Annotated in this window: 9 protein-coding genes; 7 read left to right on the top strand and 2 right to left on the bottom strand. The window is 60.6% G+C overall.

Going from position 1 to position 15,349, the window contains the following annotated elements:
* Positions 1 to 487 precede the first annotated feature (487 nt).
* On the bottom strand, positions 488 to 5,257 hold the full coding sequence (locus HUU46_21360; GenBank protein NUM56197.1) for a S8 family serine peptidase: 4,770 nt from the start codon (positions 5,255 to 5,257) through the stop codon (positions 488 to 490).
* Between the two features lie 297 nt (positions 5,258 to 5,554).
* Between HUU46_21360 and HUU46_21355 the strand changes: the two genes are divergently transcribed.
* From HUU46_21355 to HUU46_21330, 6 genes are all read left to right on the top strand, one after another.
* Complete coding sequence (locus HUU46_21355; GenBank protein ID NUM56196.1) at positions 5,555 to 7,144, top strand: LamG domain-containing protein; 1,590 nt, start codon at positions 5,555 to 5,557, stop codon at positions 7,142 to 7,144.
* Between the two features lie 7 nt (positions 7,145 to 7,151).
* The gene (locus HUU46_21350) at positions 7,152 to 8,423 is read left to right on the top strand and encodes a hypothetical protein (GenBank protein NUM56195.1); all 1,272 of its coding nucleotides are present in this window, start codon (positions 7,152 to 7,154) and stop codon (positions 8,421 to 8,423) included.
* Between the two features lie 88 nt (positions 8,424 to 8,511).
* Positions 8,512 to 8,907: a DoxX family membrane protein gene (locus HUU46_21345; GenBank protein NUM56194.1), complete on the top strand. Its 396-nt coding sequence runs from the start codon at positions 8,512 to 8,514 to the stop codon at positions 8,905 to 8,907.
* Entirely contained in the window at positions 8,904 to 9,731 is an 828-nt protein-coding gene (locus HUU46_21340; GenBank protein NUM56193.1) for a lysophospholipase, read from the top strand. Before HUU46_21345 ends, HUU46_21340 begins: the two co-directional genes overlap by 4 nt.
* A gap of 3 nt (positions 9,732 to 9,734) precedes the next feature.
* The gene (locus HUU46_21335; GenBank protein NUM56192.1) at positions 9,735 to 10,442 is read left to right on the top strand and encodes a lysoplasmalogenase; all 708 of its coding nucleotides are present in this window, start codon (positions 9,735 to 9,737) and stop codon (positions 10,440 to 10,442) included.
* Positions 10,443 to 10,527: 85 nt separating this feature from the next.
* A complete protein-coding gene (locus tag HUU46_21330) occupies positions 10,528 to 11,355 on the top strand; it encodes a hypothetical protein (GenBank protein NUM56191.1) in 828 nt (275 codons plus the stop codon).
* 44 nt (positions 11,356 to 11,399) lie between these two features.
* On the opposite strand, the gene HUU46_21325 is transcribed toward HUU46_21330, so the two are convergent.
* Positions 11,400 to 13,931 (bottom strand): serine hydrolase, encoded by a 2,532-nt coding sequence (locus HUU46_21325; protein ID NUM56190.1) that lies wholly within the window; start codon positions 13,929 to 13,931, stop codon positions 11,400 to 11,402.
* A gap of 113 nt (positions 13,932 to 14,044) precedes the next feature.
* On the opposite strand from HUU46_21325, the gene HUU46_21320 reads away from it, so the two are divergent.
* Positions 14,045 to 15,340: a Glu/Leu/Phe/Val dehydrogenase gene (locus tag HUU46_21320; protein ID NUM56189.1), complete on the top strand. Its 1,296-nt coding sequence runs from the start codon at positions 14,045 to 14,047 to the stop codon at positions 15,338 to 15,340.
* The last annotated feature ends 9 nt before the right edge of the window (positions 15,341 to 15,349 follow it).

The raw sequence follows: 15,349 nt of genomic DNA, 5'->3' as shown, positions 1-15,349 counted from the left end.
GCGATGCCCCTGGCTAGGGTTGCGTTGCGCCTTTGGCGCGCGGGACGAATGGTGCATTTTCGGAGTAGTTGTCATACCCCTATCGGGGCGCCCAGAAACCGTGAAAATGCAATTTCAGATTTGAAATCTCAAATCTCTAACCAACACGAGCGGGATAACGAAAAGGTCCATTTTCGGAACAGATTATGAAAACTTGAGCAGTGCGCTTTCAGCGCGCGGTGATAAGGGCGTGGACATTTTCCAGGGGCGATGCCCCTGGCTAGGGTTACGTTGCGCCTTTGGCGCGCGGGACGAATGGTGCATTTTCGGAGTAGTTGTCATACCCCTATCGGGGCGCCCAGAAACGGTGAAAACGCAATTTCAGATTTGAAGTCTCAAATCTCAAACCAACACGAGCGGCATGACGAAAAGGTCCGTTTTCGGAACAGCACGAGCACGAAGATGCACGCGCTTACTATCCCGAATCGCCGTAGTCCGAGCGACTTCGTTACTTGACGATCTCGAAGGAGCTGTCGCTAAGGTCCGAGAGGGAGCCATTGCTCTCCGACACGACGCGAACCTGATACCCGGGGCCAGCCTTCACTTTTCGTACGCGCCAGTTCTGTTGGCCGTCATTGACGAGACCCTGCTTGATTGTGCGATCGAAAACCCCGTTCTTGAATAGCTCGAGGCGAATCGTGCCGGGAACGTCGCCTTGCGATTGCCACTTGATCTTCGTCTTGGAACCTTTTTGAATGACTTCGCCGCCGTTTGGCGCGACCATCGACAACTTCGCAAACGCGTTCTGAACGACCGTCACGTCCACAGGCGAATTCTTCGCTTCGGCGGCCGTGAACCGAATGGTTGCGGACCGCGTCTGCGCGGTTGAGTTCGATCCGAACGACACTTCGATCTGCCCGGCATCCGTGCCTCCGGTTTCGGACGTGATGCCGAGCCAAGAGCCGGATATTACTTCCGCGTTCCACGCGACACCACTGCCGCCGGTCACCGCTACATCAAAGGTGGTCATTCCGACGCCCGCGCCAACATCGCGGTGATCGGGCGTCACGACGAGGTCCGGCGCCGCGGCCTGCGTCACCGTCACGTCCACTTGCGGGTTCGCCACGGCATCGCTCGTGATGCGAATCGTGCCCGTGCGCAACGCGCCGTTGTTCTTCTCAAACTGTAGATTGATGGTTCCCGTGTTCACGCCACTATCGCCCGAGGTGATATCGAGCCAGTCGCCGTCGAATACCTGCGCGCTCCATGTCGTGACCCCGCCGCCGGGATTGGACACATTGAACGACGTTGTGCCGGCGCCGTTGCCCACGTTGCGCGATTGCGGCGTCACCGCAAGGCCCGACGCGGCCGCTTGAACGATCGATACGTCGATGGGACTTCCGAACGCCGCCAGCGCCGACACGCGGACGGTTGCAGTCCGTTGCGACGACGTTGAGTTTGCGTCGAACGCGACGCGTATCGTGCCGCTGTTTGTACCGGTCGTTCCGGAGACAATCTCTATCCAATTCGTTCCCATGAATTCGAGCGCGTTCCAGTTGAACGTGCCCGAAGCGATGTTGGAAACCGTAAACTCCACTTCGCCCGACCCGGAGCCGACGTTATGCGAAAGCGGCGTCACGCTCAGCCGCCCGCGCGACGAAGTGTAGTTCTGATTGATCTGGTCCGAACTCACGTTGTTGTACGAGCGCGATGTAGGGCTGAACGAGTACCCGCTCAATTGCGGCGTGACTGTCCCCGTGAAGCCGCCGCTGATCGTGGCCGTATAGAACCCGTTTGCGTCGGTTACCGGCGGCCCTGGAAGGCCATTCATGGTCACTCCGGCAACGGCGCCCGCGCCAATTTCGGTGATTGTTCCGGAGATCGTGAAGTCCTGGTCGCACAACGCATACGCGGACATGTCGCTCTCGACGAGGTCCGGCGGGGTGCCGAGCCCCTCGGACAGGCCGATGAGGCCGTTGTTTGTCGAACAATCGAGATGCGTGATTTTGATGACGCCGTCGAAGAACAGCTCGACCTGGAAACTGTTCGAGCCGCCGATCTCGAACTCGGGCACGCCGACCCATGTTACGACGGCGCGGTCGGTGAGTTGTTGGAACCGTACCGGGTGCGACTGGTCCGGGACAAAATCGTTCAGGAGCGGCGAGATTCGGGGCTGCGCGAAGTGCAAGGCGAACGATTCCGTGAAATCGGTGGACCCTTCGTCAAACGAAATGTTGCCGTTGCTGCTCACGAAAAACGACGAGTACGTCACGCCATATAGGATTACGGTCTTGCCTCCGGTCAGCGTAATCTGCGCGAAGTCGTCGTCTCCGACATTCAGGATTGTGCCCGTGCTTGGATTCGTCGGGAACAGTGTTGCGGGCGCGCGGCACACGCTGTAGCCGCTCGTGGACGTGTCGGGCGTGAAGGTCAATGTCTGCCGGTCTACGTCGTTCGCGGTATCGGAAAACAGCTCCGTGAAGAAGTCCGGCACGTCGGTCGTTGTGAACGTGAAGCAACTCCCGCCGTTTGCCGTCGCGGTATTGCCGGAACTGTCCGTCGCGTCGACGGCGAAGAAATACTGGGTCGCGGGCGTAAGGCCCGTCAGCGTGAACTCGTGTTGCGTGGATTCGCCCGCGCTCTGCGCCGACTGGCTGAGCGCGCCGCACGACGTACCGTAGCGGATGGCCGAATTCGCCGGTTCGTTCGTCTCGAACGTCACCATCGCCTGGTTGCTGAATATGCCCGAGACCTGCACGTTCGATATCGCCGGCGCGGCGCAGTCAACGGACGACGTATCCTGCACCTGGGCGGGCTGCCCGGTTCCGTCATCGGCGTCTTCGTACGTCGCAGTAATTGTAGCGCCGTTCGTCACCTCCAGGGTGCCGTTCGCTACGGGCGCGCCGGTGCTCGTGTTCATCGTGCCGGTAAACACGCCGCTATCCACCGCGGTCTCCTGCAGCGTCAGCGATTCGGAGTCGCCGTTCGAGGTCGAAACGTCCACTGCGATGTTGCCGCTACCGCGCAAGTCGGCGTCACTTACGGTCACGGTCACGGTGTCGTCGCACGATACCAGCGCCGGTGAAATCGAGATCAATCCCGCGAACGTCTGGTTCGTAGCATTCGTAGCGAACAGCGCGAAATCCTGATCGAGCGATCCGCCCACGTTCGGTACGCCGTCACCGGCGATGTTGAACGCGCGCACGCGCACAGTCAACGGCCCATCGCTTGGATTGTTCAGGTACACGGCTTCGATTGTGTTTCGATTGTCCGCGGCGCCGCCGGTCGTAGAAAAGCCGTTCGAGAACACATTGCCGCGATACAGCGTGCCATTGTCCTCGACCTCGAGGTTGAGGTTATTCACCAGAGCGACCGTGCCCGGAACGCCCGGGGCGTCCGTCCAGGTCAACGTAATCTTGATGGGCTTCGCCGGATCGACGCGCGTCAGCAACGTCTCGTAGGTTTGGCCGGACGCAGTGAATCGTTCTTCCTGGTCCACGACGAAAAGCGAATCCTTGAATGCGATGAGATTGCCGAGGTTGATGGAGCCCCAGCCTTGCCGCTGGTTTGGCACATGCCCAATCGTGCCGCCGTTGCCGTCGTTGCCGCCTTGGAGACTGGTCGCTGTGTTCGTGAGCACGGCGCGGATCAGGGCCGGGCTTGGGTTGGCGGGAATGTCCTTTGACGCGAGTTGTTCGTTGAACAGCTCCTGGACAATCATTCCCGCGCCGCACGCGATCGGACAGGAATGACTCGTCCCGGAGGATCGCGCGTAACTGGTCTGACCCGCGGGCCAGAACTGATCGCACACGCCTAATCCGTTGTATTCCGGGCTGGTCGAAGCGGGCCCTTGGACATGCGTGCCCACGGCGATGAGCGTGATGCCGAAACGGCCGTCGTCCGTCGGGCCGCGGCTGGAAAAGTCCACGATGTCGCGGTTGCTGTTCGATGACGACGGCGTCACAAGGCATCCGTCGGTCCCGTCGGCATCGCTGTTTTCGCCCGCGCCAACGGTAATGACGTTCTTCGCGGTGCCCGGCGAACCGATCGTTCCGTCGCTCGGCCCGTCGTTGCCCGCCGAGAAGAAGTACACCATCGGCTGATTGCCCGATTCGACGAGGTCGCAGTCCCGCGTCAGCGCGTCGAACGCCGCCGAATCTGAATTGTAGTCGCCGTCAACGGACGCGCCCCACGAGTTGCTCGAGAACCGCGCGCCCGCGTTTTGCGCGAGGCGCGAGAGGTCCGCGTAGGTGTTGTTCCCGATATCGAATGGGCCGAAATTGTTTCGGAACACCTTCGTCGCGTACACGCGGGCCTGCGGCGCCACGCCCTGGCCCAACTTGAAGCCCGCGGCATCGGTCGTCCCCAACGTCGCGTTGCCCATAATGATGCCGGCGTTGATCTGACCGTGACCGTCCTGGCTGTCACCCGCGAGGTCCGATGTCGCGTTGAAGATTCCCGCGATCCGGCCGAGGATGTCGGCGTGTGCCGTGCCCGCCGCGTTCGTTGCGATGCCGCGGTCGAGCCCGTCGTCCTGCACCTGCACGACGATATCATTGCCACCGCTAAGGCCTTTCGACGCCAACCACGTTGTGTACCCCGGACCGGTCGGCGCCGTGCCACCCGCATTGAGATTGCCCGCGGCAGTTTGCGCGCCACGTTCCCCGTGGAGTTCATTCTCCGGCTCGGTCTCGATGCGGAACACGGAATTGATCGTGGATATGTCGACTGCCTTCGCAAGTGAAGCGTCAATCCGCGTTTCGCACCACCCCATCGGCGTCTTGCGAAGACTCTTAATTCGGTGCCCCTGCCCGGCCAATTCCTTGGCAGCCCACGGATCGGCACTTAGAATGATAAATTTGCGTGTGGCCACAGCCGCCTTCGCCGTGGCTGTCGCCGATAGCTCGTTGGCGACGCTTCGGCTCAGTTTGGCGTAGTCCGGAAGGAGACCTGCCCAGGTCACCCCGGGGACCTTTCCAAGTTCCACCGCCGCCGAGGCGGGGGCGGTCACCAGGTACGCATAGTCCGGGATATAGTTGTGAACGGTAGCACCGGCGCCCTCGAGCGCACGAATGTCGTCCGGCTGTATTGGCCGCGAGAACTGGACAACCAGCGTTATTGGCTGGGCGTCTTGCGCTTTCTGACCGACTTGGGCCTCTGTGATGCGGGGGAGAGCCGCTGTATCGAGGGGAGTATTCGTGAACTGGAGTTGGCCGCCGGCCGCGGCCATCGCCACCAACACAAATAGAACGGTCGCGCGAACATCTGTACGCAGCATGACACCCTTTCCGAATCTGATCGCGCGTCCCCAGCCCGCCAATCAGCACAAACTCCAGTTGCCCTAAGTGTCCCTCTCGCAAAGGATTCGGTAGCGCAGCCCCTGCGCGCTCGGCATTGATATGCGTACAGCCAGCCTGTCCCGGCTCAAGTTTACGAGCGGGGCGCAGAATTTGTCAACAGATAAGTTTTTTAGCTCAGGCTCGACACGTGCTCCCGGCCATCGCATTTTTCCACGGGCACGTCCCGTGTTACTCTCTCCCGGCCGTCCCAAACAACGTAAAGCTAGAGGTAATCCATGCCCGCGAACGAGAACCTTGTTGCGCACTTCCCTCTCGCGAACGACGCCAACGACATTTCCCGGACGGGGCTGCGCGGCGACGCGCGCGGCGTGGTGTTTCGTGAAGGCGCGGCATGGTTTGATGGGCGCGGCGCGCACATCGAAGTGCCGGACCATGAAGTATTGCACCTCGGTACAAGCGACTTTACGATTTGCGCGTCCGTGCACTCCGATCAAATCCTTGATACCGTCCTCGGCGACATTCTCTGCAAGTTCGATCCCGCCGCGCGAAAGGGGTTCAATTTTGGGCTGCTGAATTACTCCGGCGTCACGTCGTCCACTCCGAACTGCCGCAACGTTTTCTTTGGAATCGACAACGGGGCGCTTGACGCCGAGTGGACCGACCGCGGCCGGCCGGGAAACGCGGTCTGTATTTTCTGTTTGTGCGTGTATAACGACGCGCTTTACGCGGGCACCTTCGAGAGCGGTAAGGATGAAAAGGGGCGCGTCTGGCGGTATGCCGGCGAAAGGAATTGGGAGGATTGCGGAGCGCCCTACGCCTCGAACGCGATCCTCGCGCTGGCGGAGTTCGACGGCAAACTCTATGCCGCCGCATCGCATTACCGATCGCGCGGATCGTCCCTGGCCGAATCCGAAAACGAGACGCCGGGCGGGCGCATCTTCCGATACGAAGGCGATCAAATGTGGACGGAAGTCGGTGCGCTCGAAGGCCACGAGGCCATCCACAGTCTCACAGTCTACCGCGACAAGCTCTATGCCTCGTCGCTCTATGCGCCACCGGGCGTGTACCGCTACGACGGCGACAACAAATGGACACCGTGCGGACATCCGGGCACGAACCCCGGCGGGCGCATCGTGCCCATGGGCGTGTGGCGCGGTCACATCTGGGGTGGCAGTTACGACGGCGAGTACAACATCTATCGCTATGCCGGCGGACAGCAGTGGGACGACATGGGCAAGGCCGCGGAAATCACGCAGACGTACTCGTTCATGCCGTACCGGGGGGAACTGTATATTGGCGCGTGGCCGAGCGGCGCGGTCTATCGCTGGGACGGACAGATGGGCTGGGAAAACGCCGGCCAACTGGGTCAGGAAAAAGAGGTGATGGGCATGGCCGTGTACAACGGCAAGCTCTACGGCGGCACCCTCCCGCTTGCGCAGGTCTACCGCTACGACGGCGACGGCAATTGGTACAACACCGGCCAGCTCGACAAGACACCGGACGTTGTCTATCGCCGCGCGTGGACTATGGCGATTTTCCGCGGACAACTCTTTTGCGGCACATTGCCATCCGGCCGCGTGTTCAGCATTGAAGCCGGCAAATGTGCGACGCTCGACAAGTCGTTGTCTCCGGGCTGGCACCACCTCGCCGTCACCAAGGAAGGCGGCCAAATCAACATCTTCGTCGACGGCGCGCTGTCCGCGCAGTCCGACGAATTCGACCATCGTCTCTTCGACATTACAAACGATAAGCCCATGACCATCGGCTTCGGCATGCACGATTACTTCAATGGCGCGATGAAGGACGTTCGCATCTACGCCAGGCCGCTCGGCCCGGACGAAATCCGCGCAATCGCAAAGGTATAGACTGCCCATGCATCGAAAGATAGTAATTCGTTCCATCCATCCAACGCGTCCTTTCGGACTTTCACCCTTCGCCATCGTGTTTGCGCTCGCCGTTTTGTCCGCCCCAGCGCAACCTCCCGCGCCCTCCCCCGAGGACGCGCAATACATCAAGAAATTCCGCGAGCACTACCCAAAAGTCGAGCCAGCGCCCACGCTCGCCGAATACGCCACTGCCGCGAGATTCGACGATCGCTTTCTTGGCGCGAAACTCGACGAATCGATCGAGATCATCAAATCCAAAGGGAACAATCAGGGCAACCTCGCCTGGGGCATCGCCTACTGGATGATCGGGTACAATCAGATGTACCGAAACACGCACGACCCGAAATATCTTGACGCCAACCTGCGCTGTGCCGAGACCGTCCTCTCCGTCCGCGACGACAAACAAAACGTCCAACTGTTCACCGGCGAAATTGCGACCGCGTGGAGCAGCGACAAGTATGCCAAGCGCGGCCGGGCCGTCTTCGGCGTACATACCGGCATGCTCGTGTATCCGATGCTCGATTTCCTCGTGCTGGTGAAAGAAAGACCCGAAGTGCTCGCGTCCGATTCCGATCGCTACGCCACCATCAAGAAGGAGGCGCTCGAGGCCCTCGCATGGCACGACCGCCAATGGCGCAACGGCCCCGCGGACGACGAGGGCCATTACATCATGATGAACCAGGAGGACAACCTGGACGGCAAGGTCAAGCCGGGCAACCGGCTCAGCGCGCTCGGCCGCGCAATCTGGACCGCGTGGAAACTGACCGGCGACGAACAGTACAAAGATCGCGCATTGCGCATGGGCCGCTATATCAAGCGCCGGCTGGCCATCGGACCCGACGGCGCGTATTACTGGCCCTATTGGCTGCCCGAAGGACTGCCGGAGAATCCCGTCGATCCAAAGGAAATCAAAGGCGAAGATAGCTCGCATGCGCAACTAACCATCTCGTTTCCGCTCATGCTCGCACAGGACAACGAAGTGTTTACGCAGGACGACGTAAAGATGCTCGGCGTTACCGTGCGCAACGGCATCGCCCGGCTCAGCGCAACGCCCGAAACGATGGGAGTGCTTCTCGGCTCCGTCACTGGCGACACCAACTTTGCGCCGAGCTACGTTTCGAGCCCTGACGGTTGGATCATCCCGGCGCTGACCAACCCCGAAGCCAAAGAATCGTTGCTGGCGTTTTACCTCGACTATCAGCCAAATCCCGCGGCACTCGACTTGGCCGCACTGATTGGATTAACTGCCACGAAGTGACCCATCGGAAACGCGGCCGATTCGCGACCGGCAAGTTCCTCGTAGTACAGTCTTCCCGGAGTACTCAGGGTCGTAAGGGTCGACACCCATGTCCATCGTCAAACGGGTGATGCGGTATCTGCTGGGAGTGCTGTTTGTACTTGCCGGCGTGAACCACTTCATAAGTCCGGCTTTTTACACAAATATCATGCCCGATTATCTCCCGATGCATTATGAACTGGTCCTGCTGAGCGGGATAACGGAAATTGTTGCGGGCGCCATGTTGTTGTACGGACCGACTGTTCGGCTGGGCGCATGGGGCATTGTCGCGATGCTCGTCGTTTTCTTTACGGTGCATATTCACATGATTTTGCAGGCGGACCGGTACGCCGGTGTTCCGCTGTGGGGACTGTGGCTCCGCCTGGTACTTCAGTTCCCCTTAATTGCGTGGGCGTGGTGGTTCACGCGCCCGGAGAAGTCTGTGCCGAAGGAGTCGATTGCATGAACGAATTTACGTTCCGCGCAGCGGATGGCGTCGAACTGGATGGCAGGCACTGGGCGTCGGCGCAGCCGCCGAAATCGAACGTTGTCATCGTACACGGTTTCGGCCATCACAGCGGGTCGTTCGAGGAAGTCGCGCAACACCTTAACAAACACAGTTTTGGCGTCTTCGCGTTCGACCAGCGCGGCCACGGCCGGTCTCCCGGCAAACGCGGGTACATCGTGTCGTTCGATAATTGGGTTAACGACACGCGCGCGTTTCTCGCGCACATCGCATCGCAAACCGCGGGCGCGCCGCTCATTCTGCTGGGACACAGCCTCGGCTGTCTCGCGCTCGGCCTGTACGCGATTCGCCACAAGCCGCCCGCGCGCGGGCTCGTCTTCAGCAGCGGCCTGCTAAAGATCCCCGATAATGTCCCCAAGGCGCTTCAAAGTCTGGCGTCCGTGCTCAGCGCGCTCACGCCGTGGCTGCCCGTTCAGAAAGTCGATGTCAATGCCTGCTCGCGCGATCCGAAGGCCGTGCAGGCGTTGCGCGACGATCCATTGCGTTACGGCGGCGCGGTGCACGCCCGCAGTGGCGCGGAAATCTCGAAGGGCATAGCCGAACTCCGCGCCCGCGCGACCGAGATCGATTTGCCCGTGCTCATCATGCACGGCACCAAAGATCGCCTCACCGATTGCCGGGGCAGCCGCGATCTGCATGCCGCGGTAAAGTCCGCGGATAAAACGCTGTGTATCTTCGATCGGGCGTACCACGAACTGTACAACGATTCCGACAAGGACCGCTGGTTCACTCAGGTCGTAACGTGGTTGGAGGCGCATCGGTAAGCCATGTTTGTAGTTGGCATTGTAACGACGATTCTTGCGACAACTTTCCATCTCATCGTGCGCGCGGCGGACATCGACGTGCCTTATCTCGCGGGCGTTCTGAAGATGACCGCATCCACCGGCTTTCTCGCCACCGCAATCGCCGCAGGCGCGTTTCGCTCGCGCGCCGGCGCCGCTTTGTTCGTGGGGCTTGTCTTCTCGTGGTTTGGCGATGTGTTTCTCATCGATTCGCAGTACTTCCTCGCGGGGCTCATCAGCTTTTTCATTGGGCACGTGTGCTATAGCGTTTCGTTCGCGATGCGCAAGGCGAACATCCCCGTGGCGGCCATCGCCGCCGTTGTGCTGCTCGTGCCCGGTTACTTTCTCTCACAGTGGATTTTGCCGGGGGTGAAAGACCCCGGCATGAAGGCGCCGGTCATCGCGTACACGTGCGTCATCTCGATCATGGTGGCCCTTGCCGCGGGCTGCCTCGCGCAGCGCGGCGGACGTTGGGTGCTCGCGGGGGCCGTTCTGTTCTATCTCTCCGACATCTTTGTCGCCCGCGCGGCCTTCGTGTCGCCCGGTTTCATTAATTCCCTTGTGGGACTTCCCCTGTATTTCGGGGGTCAACTTCTACTTGCTATCAGCATTACGTCAGTCGCCCAACCCGCTCCGGTAGATTCTATTCAGAATCCACAGTCCGAAATGCAAAATGAAGTCCCGCAAAACTGAAATCCTTTTCGTTGCGCTTCTCTGTGCGTCCTGCGCGCACATCACCGCACAGACTCCCCCATCATTCGCTCTCCACGAAATGGACATGCATCTTCACTGCGGACTCGAGCGGCCCGCCGCGCTCGACCAATGGATTGACATCGCCGCGCGCGACGGGCGCAAGGTCATCGTCATGCTCGATCACCTCGAGCTATACCGCAAAACGCCGGAGGAGTACGATGCGTGGCTCGCGGAGAAAAAGTTCCCGCGCTGGTATCCCATGGGCGAAGAAGGGCACCGCGCATTCAACGCGGAGTTGGACGCGATCATCGCGGCACGCCCCGATCTGCACTTATTCAAAGGCTGGGAGATTTACGAAGGCGAACTCGACACCGGCATCGAAGAGGCGCCCATGCGCATGGCGGACGTGATTGGTTGGCATATATCCCCGAATAACGGGCGCGAAGCGCCCAACGGCCAAACGCTCATCCAGCGCGCGCGCCAAGTGAAGGAACTGCAGAAACGATTTCCCATCCCCATGATTCTCTTCCACCCGTTTACGATGCGCATCGAAAACTTGCAACGCACCGCGCAGGCAAGTGGCCGCGATCCCAAGACCATTACGGTGCAGGAATACCGCTTCTTCCAGCCGGGCGAACAGGAAGAACTCGCCCGCATCCTCAAGGGAAGCGCCATCTACATCGAAATTGCCAAGGCCACCAGTGTCATGCAGCTTGACTCCGTCGTGCGCGAAGCGTTCATTCAGGACATCAAACCGCTCGCGGACCTCGGCGTGCGGTTCACGGTCTCCACGGACAACCACTACATGATCCACACACAATCCAAGTTCCAGCCCGGGATATATTGTCCGGAACTCGGCGTTACGCCGGAGAACACGAACACGATTGTGCAGGAGCTACTGCGAGCCCGGTAGCCTGGTTCGCATCGCCATGTCCTGTGCCGGTTGATCGCGTCCGGTCATTCCAACCCGTCCACAATTGCCCTGATGAACTGGGGATGAAACTCGCCGAATTTCGGCCCCGCCGTGTTCCGGCACATAACAATGATTAACTTGTTATCCGGGTCAATGCGCAATGTCGCAGCGGACGCGGCGCCGTGTCCGTAGGTCTGCTTGCTCAAGCCGGGCTCGCCCGTCCACACGGCGCCAATGCCCCACTCGAGGTTTTCGGCGGGAAACGTCACATACGGCGCCAACTTCACCGGCAGGAATTTCTCGAAGGTCTCTTGTTTGAAGAACCGCATGTTCCCGTACGCGCCCTTGTTCAACAGCATCTGCGCGATCGTCGCGATGTCGCGCGGCGTGCTCATCGTGCGCGCGCTCATGTCGAACTCGTCCGTGTTCGCGCACCCGAGCGGGCCCCACATGTGCTTTAGAAAGAATTGTGGCAGCGCCTCGCCCGTGATTTGTTCGATGACCTTTCCCGCGATCGCATAGCCGCACCCGTTGTAGCCGTGGCGCGTGCCCACTTCGAGGTACGGATAGTATCCCGCGACGACTTCCTCGTAATCGTTCATCTCGTCGCCATAGTGATCGTTGAACATTCGCGGCGGGACGATGCCGAGCTGCAATCCGTTCGTATGCGCGAAGCAGTGGCGCACGGTCAACGGCGCTTTCACGCCGATTCCCCGCAACTGCGGCAGGTACCGGTCGAGCGGCGCATCGAGGTCAACCAGTCCCTGATCGACCAGCGTCATCATCGACACGCCAGACAGAAACTTCGAGATTGACGCCATCCAGCTCTTTGTATCCAGCGTCATCGGCTGGCCGTTGCGTTCGCCGTACGCCCGCTCGAAAAACACGACGCCATTGCGCACCAGGCAAACGGAAAACGGTTCCCTACTCTCTTCCACCCAACTCGTCAATACGGCGTCGATCTTGTCAATCGATTCCGGCTTGACCTTTGCCTCTTCGGGCGTGCCGTTGCGCAAAGTGGCCGCGGGCTCGCCTTCCTTCTGATACGGGCACACGAACGTGTTTGGATGCTCCGTATCTGTCCCGCCAATCTTGCGCTTCAATCCGACCCACCACTGTCGATCCAGCGCGAACACGTCGTCGTAGACCCCGCGAGGCCCGCTGTCGTTCGGCGTTTCGCTGAGTCCGGCAAGGACTACGGCGGCGTCTTTGTCCTCTGTCATCGCATCCTGAACCAGCCACTGTGTGAACGTGCCTACGGACGTTTGTTGCGCGGTTAAAGCGCCGTGATCTACTCCGAGTTCCTTGGGCAATGCAACGGTCCCTTCCGGCTTCAGATACCACCAACTGAACACGGGAAAGCCCGCAGGCTGACGGTACAACGTCGCGTAACGGCGGAGCGGCCGGCCCTCGTTCGGAACGATGTCGATGATCGCGCCGTAACGCCCCGGCTTACCGGCTGACGTCACCTTGTTGTAGTGCGCGTCGTAGAACGTTGTCTCAATGCGATACGGCCCGAGATAGCGCTCCGCGAGAATCGGGTTCTCGTAGTCGCACGCGGGAAAACTATCACCGGAGAAGACGGGCGGTTTGAATCGCGGCGCGTAGGTCATCAGTTTTTGTGCGCGCCAGACGCGCGCATCGGGCAGCGCGACGTCCGCCGCCGAGGAGCGGCCTACGCGCACGGTCAGTTCGCCAAACGTCTCGCCCGCGGGCGGCATATCGAACCGGAATTCCGCGCGGGGACGTCCGTTCGATTCCTTCAGCGGAGCTTCCGCAAGCGACCGCCGCTTCTCGCGGACAACGGCGTTCTCGCCGCTCCAATCGTTCGTGGTAACTACGCGCACAATTGCCCGCGCGAAATCGTCGTAGTGTGCGCGCGCCACGGCGCGCACCGGCGCACTGGGCTTACCCGCCAAGCGCAATTGGTACATGGCAAGCGTGCGGCCCGCGGCGGGCGTCTGCGGAAACCATGCCGCACGAAACGGAGGATCGTTTCCGTCTGCGTCGTTGATGTGGACCTGTAGGGCGGTTTCCACGCCGGCCTTGGGCGCAATTGCCAAATTGCTCCACGGTAGCCGTACCTCAATCGCGTATCCGCCGTTTATCTTGGCGCGCGCCACGTCAATCGCTACGGCGTCGCGCGGCTCGCGCTTGCGCCAGTCGAACGCTTTGTACTTCGGCCCCTGCTCGCCGGTGGCCACGCCCGGCGCAATCGCAAAGTGGATAAGGTCCTCCGCGCCAAGCGACGGTGACAACAGTAACTCGACGCTGTCCTTCTGCTGGTATGCATTCTCGTCGGTGCTTTCGACGAACGAATCGTCACGGACGGTCGCGAGCACAAGCAGTCCCAGTTCGTCCCAGCCCACGCGGAAAGTTGGATCAAAATCCGACGGCGCCAGCGCACTTCCGTCCACGGCCGTCATCAGGTTGACGCGAAACCCGTTCTTTCCCCAATCGTTGGCGTCGCCGTCGATGACAATGTTACGCAACCTCGGAATATCGTACGTGCGCGATTCGGGAATCTGGGCCAGCGCCGCAACGGGTAAAACCAAAAGCAGTATGAGTGAACGCATAGCGGCCTCCTGAACAAATTCCGGGGATTCGCTCACAGAGTACACGGTTTGTCCCGGCTTTGGGAATTCCGGCGCGGCAGAGGGTAAGATATCCGCGAAACTCCGGGGGTCGCATGGACATTCAGACCAGTATCTTTGAGGACGCCATCTCGCGATTGGACGCGGCGTTCCGCCACGCCGAAATAGATCCGGAATCGCTGGAAAAGCTGAAGCACCCGAAGGCGACACTGGAAGTGTCCATCCCCGTCCGCATGGATGACGGGTCGTTACGCGTGTTCAAGGGATACCGTGTGAAACACGACGACACGCGCGGGCCGACCAAGGGCGGCATTCGTTATCACCCGAGCGTGAACATGGACGAGGTGAAGGCGCTTGCGTTCTGGATGACGTGCAAGTGCGCGGTAGTGGGTTTGCCTTACGGCGGCGCGAAGGGCGGCATTCAGGTCAACCCGAAGGAACTGTCGCACCTCGAACTCGAACGATTGAGCCGCGGATTCATCGAACAGATCGCCGATTTCATCGGCCCGGAAACGGACGTGCCCGCGCCGGACGTGTACACCAATGCGATGATCATGGGCTGGATGATGGACGAATACTCGAAGATTGTCCGCAAGCGCACGCCCGCGGTGATCACCGGAAAGCCGATTCCGCTCGGCGGCAGCCTGGGCCGCGACGAGGCGACGGGCCGCGGCGCGTATTATTGCATCAAGGAAATCGAGGCGCTGAGGCAATGGAAGCCCGGTAGCGTACGCGTCGCGATTCAGGGCTTTGGCAATGCGGCGCAACACGTCGCGCTCCCCTTGCATAACGACGGGTACCGTATTGTCGCCGTCAGCGATTCGCACGGCGGGATTTACAGCGAGAACGGCTTCGACGTCCCCAGTCTGGTGCGAATCAAGGAACAAACGCGCGAGGTGAAGGCGGTGTACTGCGACGGCGCGTTGTGCAAAGAGGTCCCCGCGAAGACGATCGGCAATGCGGAGTTGCTCGAACTCGACGTCGACATTCTGATCCCGGCGGCGCTGGAGAACCAGATTACGCAGCAGAACGCCGTGGCCGTCCGCGCCCCAATCGTGGTCGAAGTCGCGAACGGACCCACGACCAGCGCCGCGGATGCAATCCTCAATTCGAAGGGCACGCTGGTGGTACCGGACATCCTCGCGAACGCCGGCGGCGTGACCGTGAGCTACTTCGAATGGGTGCAGAACCGCGGTGGATACTACTGGTCGCTCGAAGAAGTGCGCGAACGACTGCACGCGATCATGTCGCGCGAGTTCCGTGCCGTCGACGGGATTCGAACGGACAAACGAATCGACATGCGCACGGCCGCGTATGTGCACGCACTGAATCGGATGAATGCCGGCATCGCCTCGCTCGGGACGCAACGCTACTTCGCAAACCACGACTGATTCGGCTGA

This window comes from Candidatus Hydrogenedentota bacterium (assembly GCA_013359265.1).
Classification (GTDB): domain Bacteria; phylum Hydrogenedentota; class Hydrogenedentia; order Hydrogenedentales; family SLHB01; genus JABWCD01.
This window is presented reverse-complemented; position numbering and strand designations above follow the sequence as displayed.

Coding starts and splice junctions, on each gene's coding strand:
- HUU46_21360 (NUM56197.1), bottom strand. CDS start 5,257: ATGCTGCGTACAGATGTTCGCGCGACCGTTCTATTTGTGTTGGTGGCG.
- HUU46_21355 (NUM56196.1), top strand. CDS start 5,555: ATGCCCGCGAACGAGAACCTTGTTGCGCACTTCCCTCTCGCGAACGAC.
- HUU46_21350 (NUM56195.1), top strand. CDS start 7,152: ATGCATCGAAAGATAGTAATTCGTTCCATCCATCCAACGCGTCCTTTC.
- HUU46_21345 (NUM56194.1), top strand. CDS start 8,512: ATGTCCATCGTCAAACGGGTGATGCGGTATCTGCTGGGAGTGCTGTTT.
- HUU46_21340 (NUM56193.1), top strand. CDS start 8,904: ATGAACGAATTTACGTTCCGCGCAGCGGATGGCGTCGAACTGGATGGC.
- HUU46_21335 (NUM56192.1), top strand. CDS start 9,735: ATGTTTGTAGTTGGCATTGTAACGACGATTCTTGCGACAACTTTCCAT.
- HUU46_21330 (NUM56191.1), top strand. CDS start 10,528: ATGCATCTTCACTGCGGACTCGAGCGGCCCGCCGCGCTCGACCAATGG.
- HUU46_21325 (NUM56190.1), bottom strand. CDS start 13,931: ATGCGTTCACTCATACTGCTTTTGGTTTTACCCGTTGCGGCGCTGGCC.
- HUU46_21320 (NUM56189.1), top strand. CDS start 14,045: ATGGACATTCAGACCAGTATCTTTGAGGACGCCATCTCGCGATTGGAC.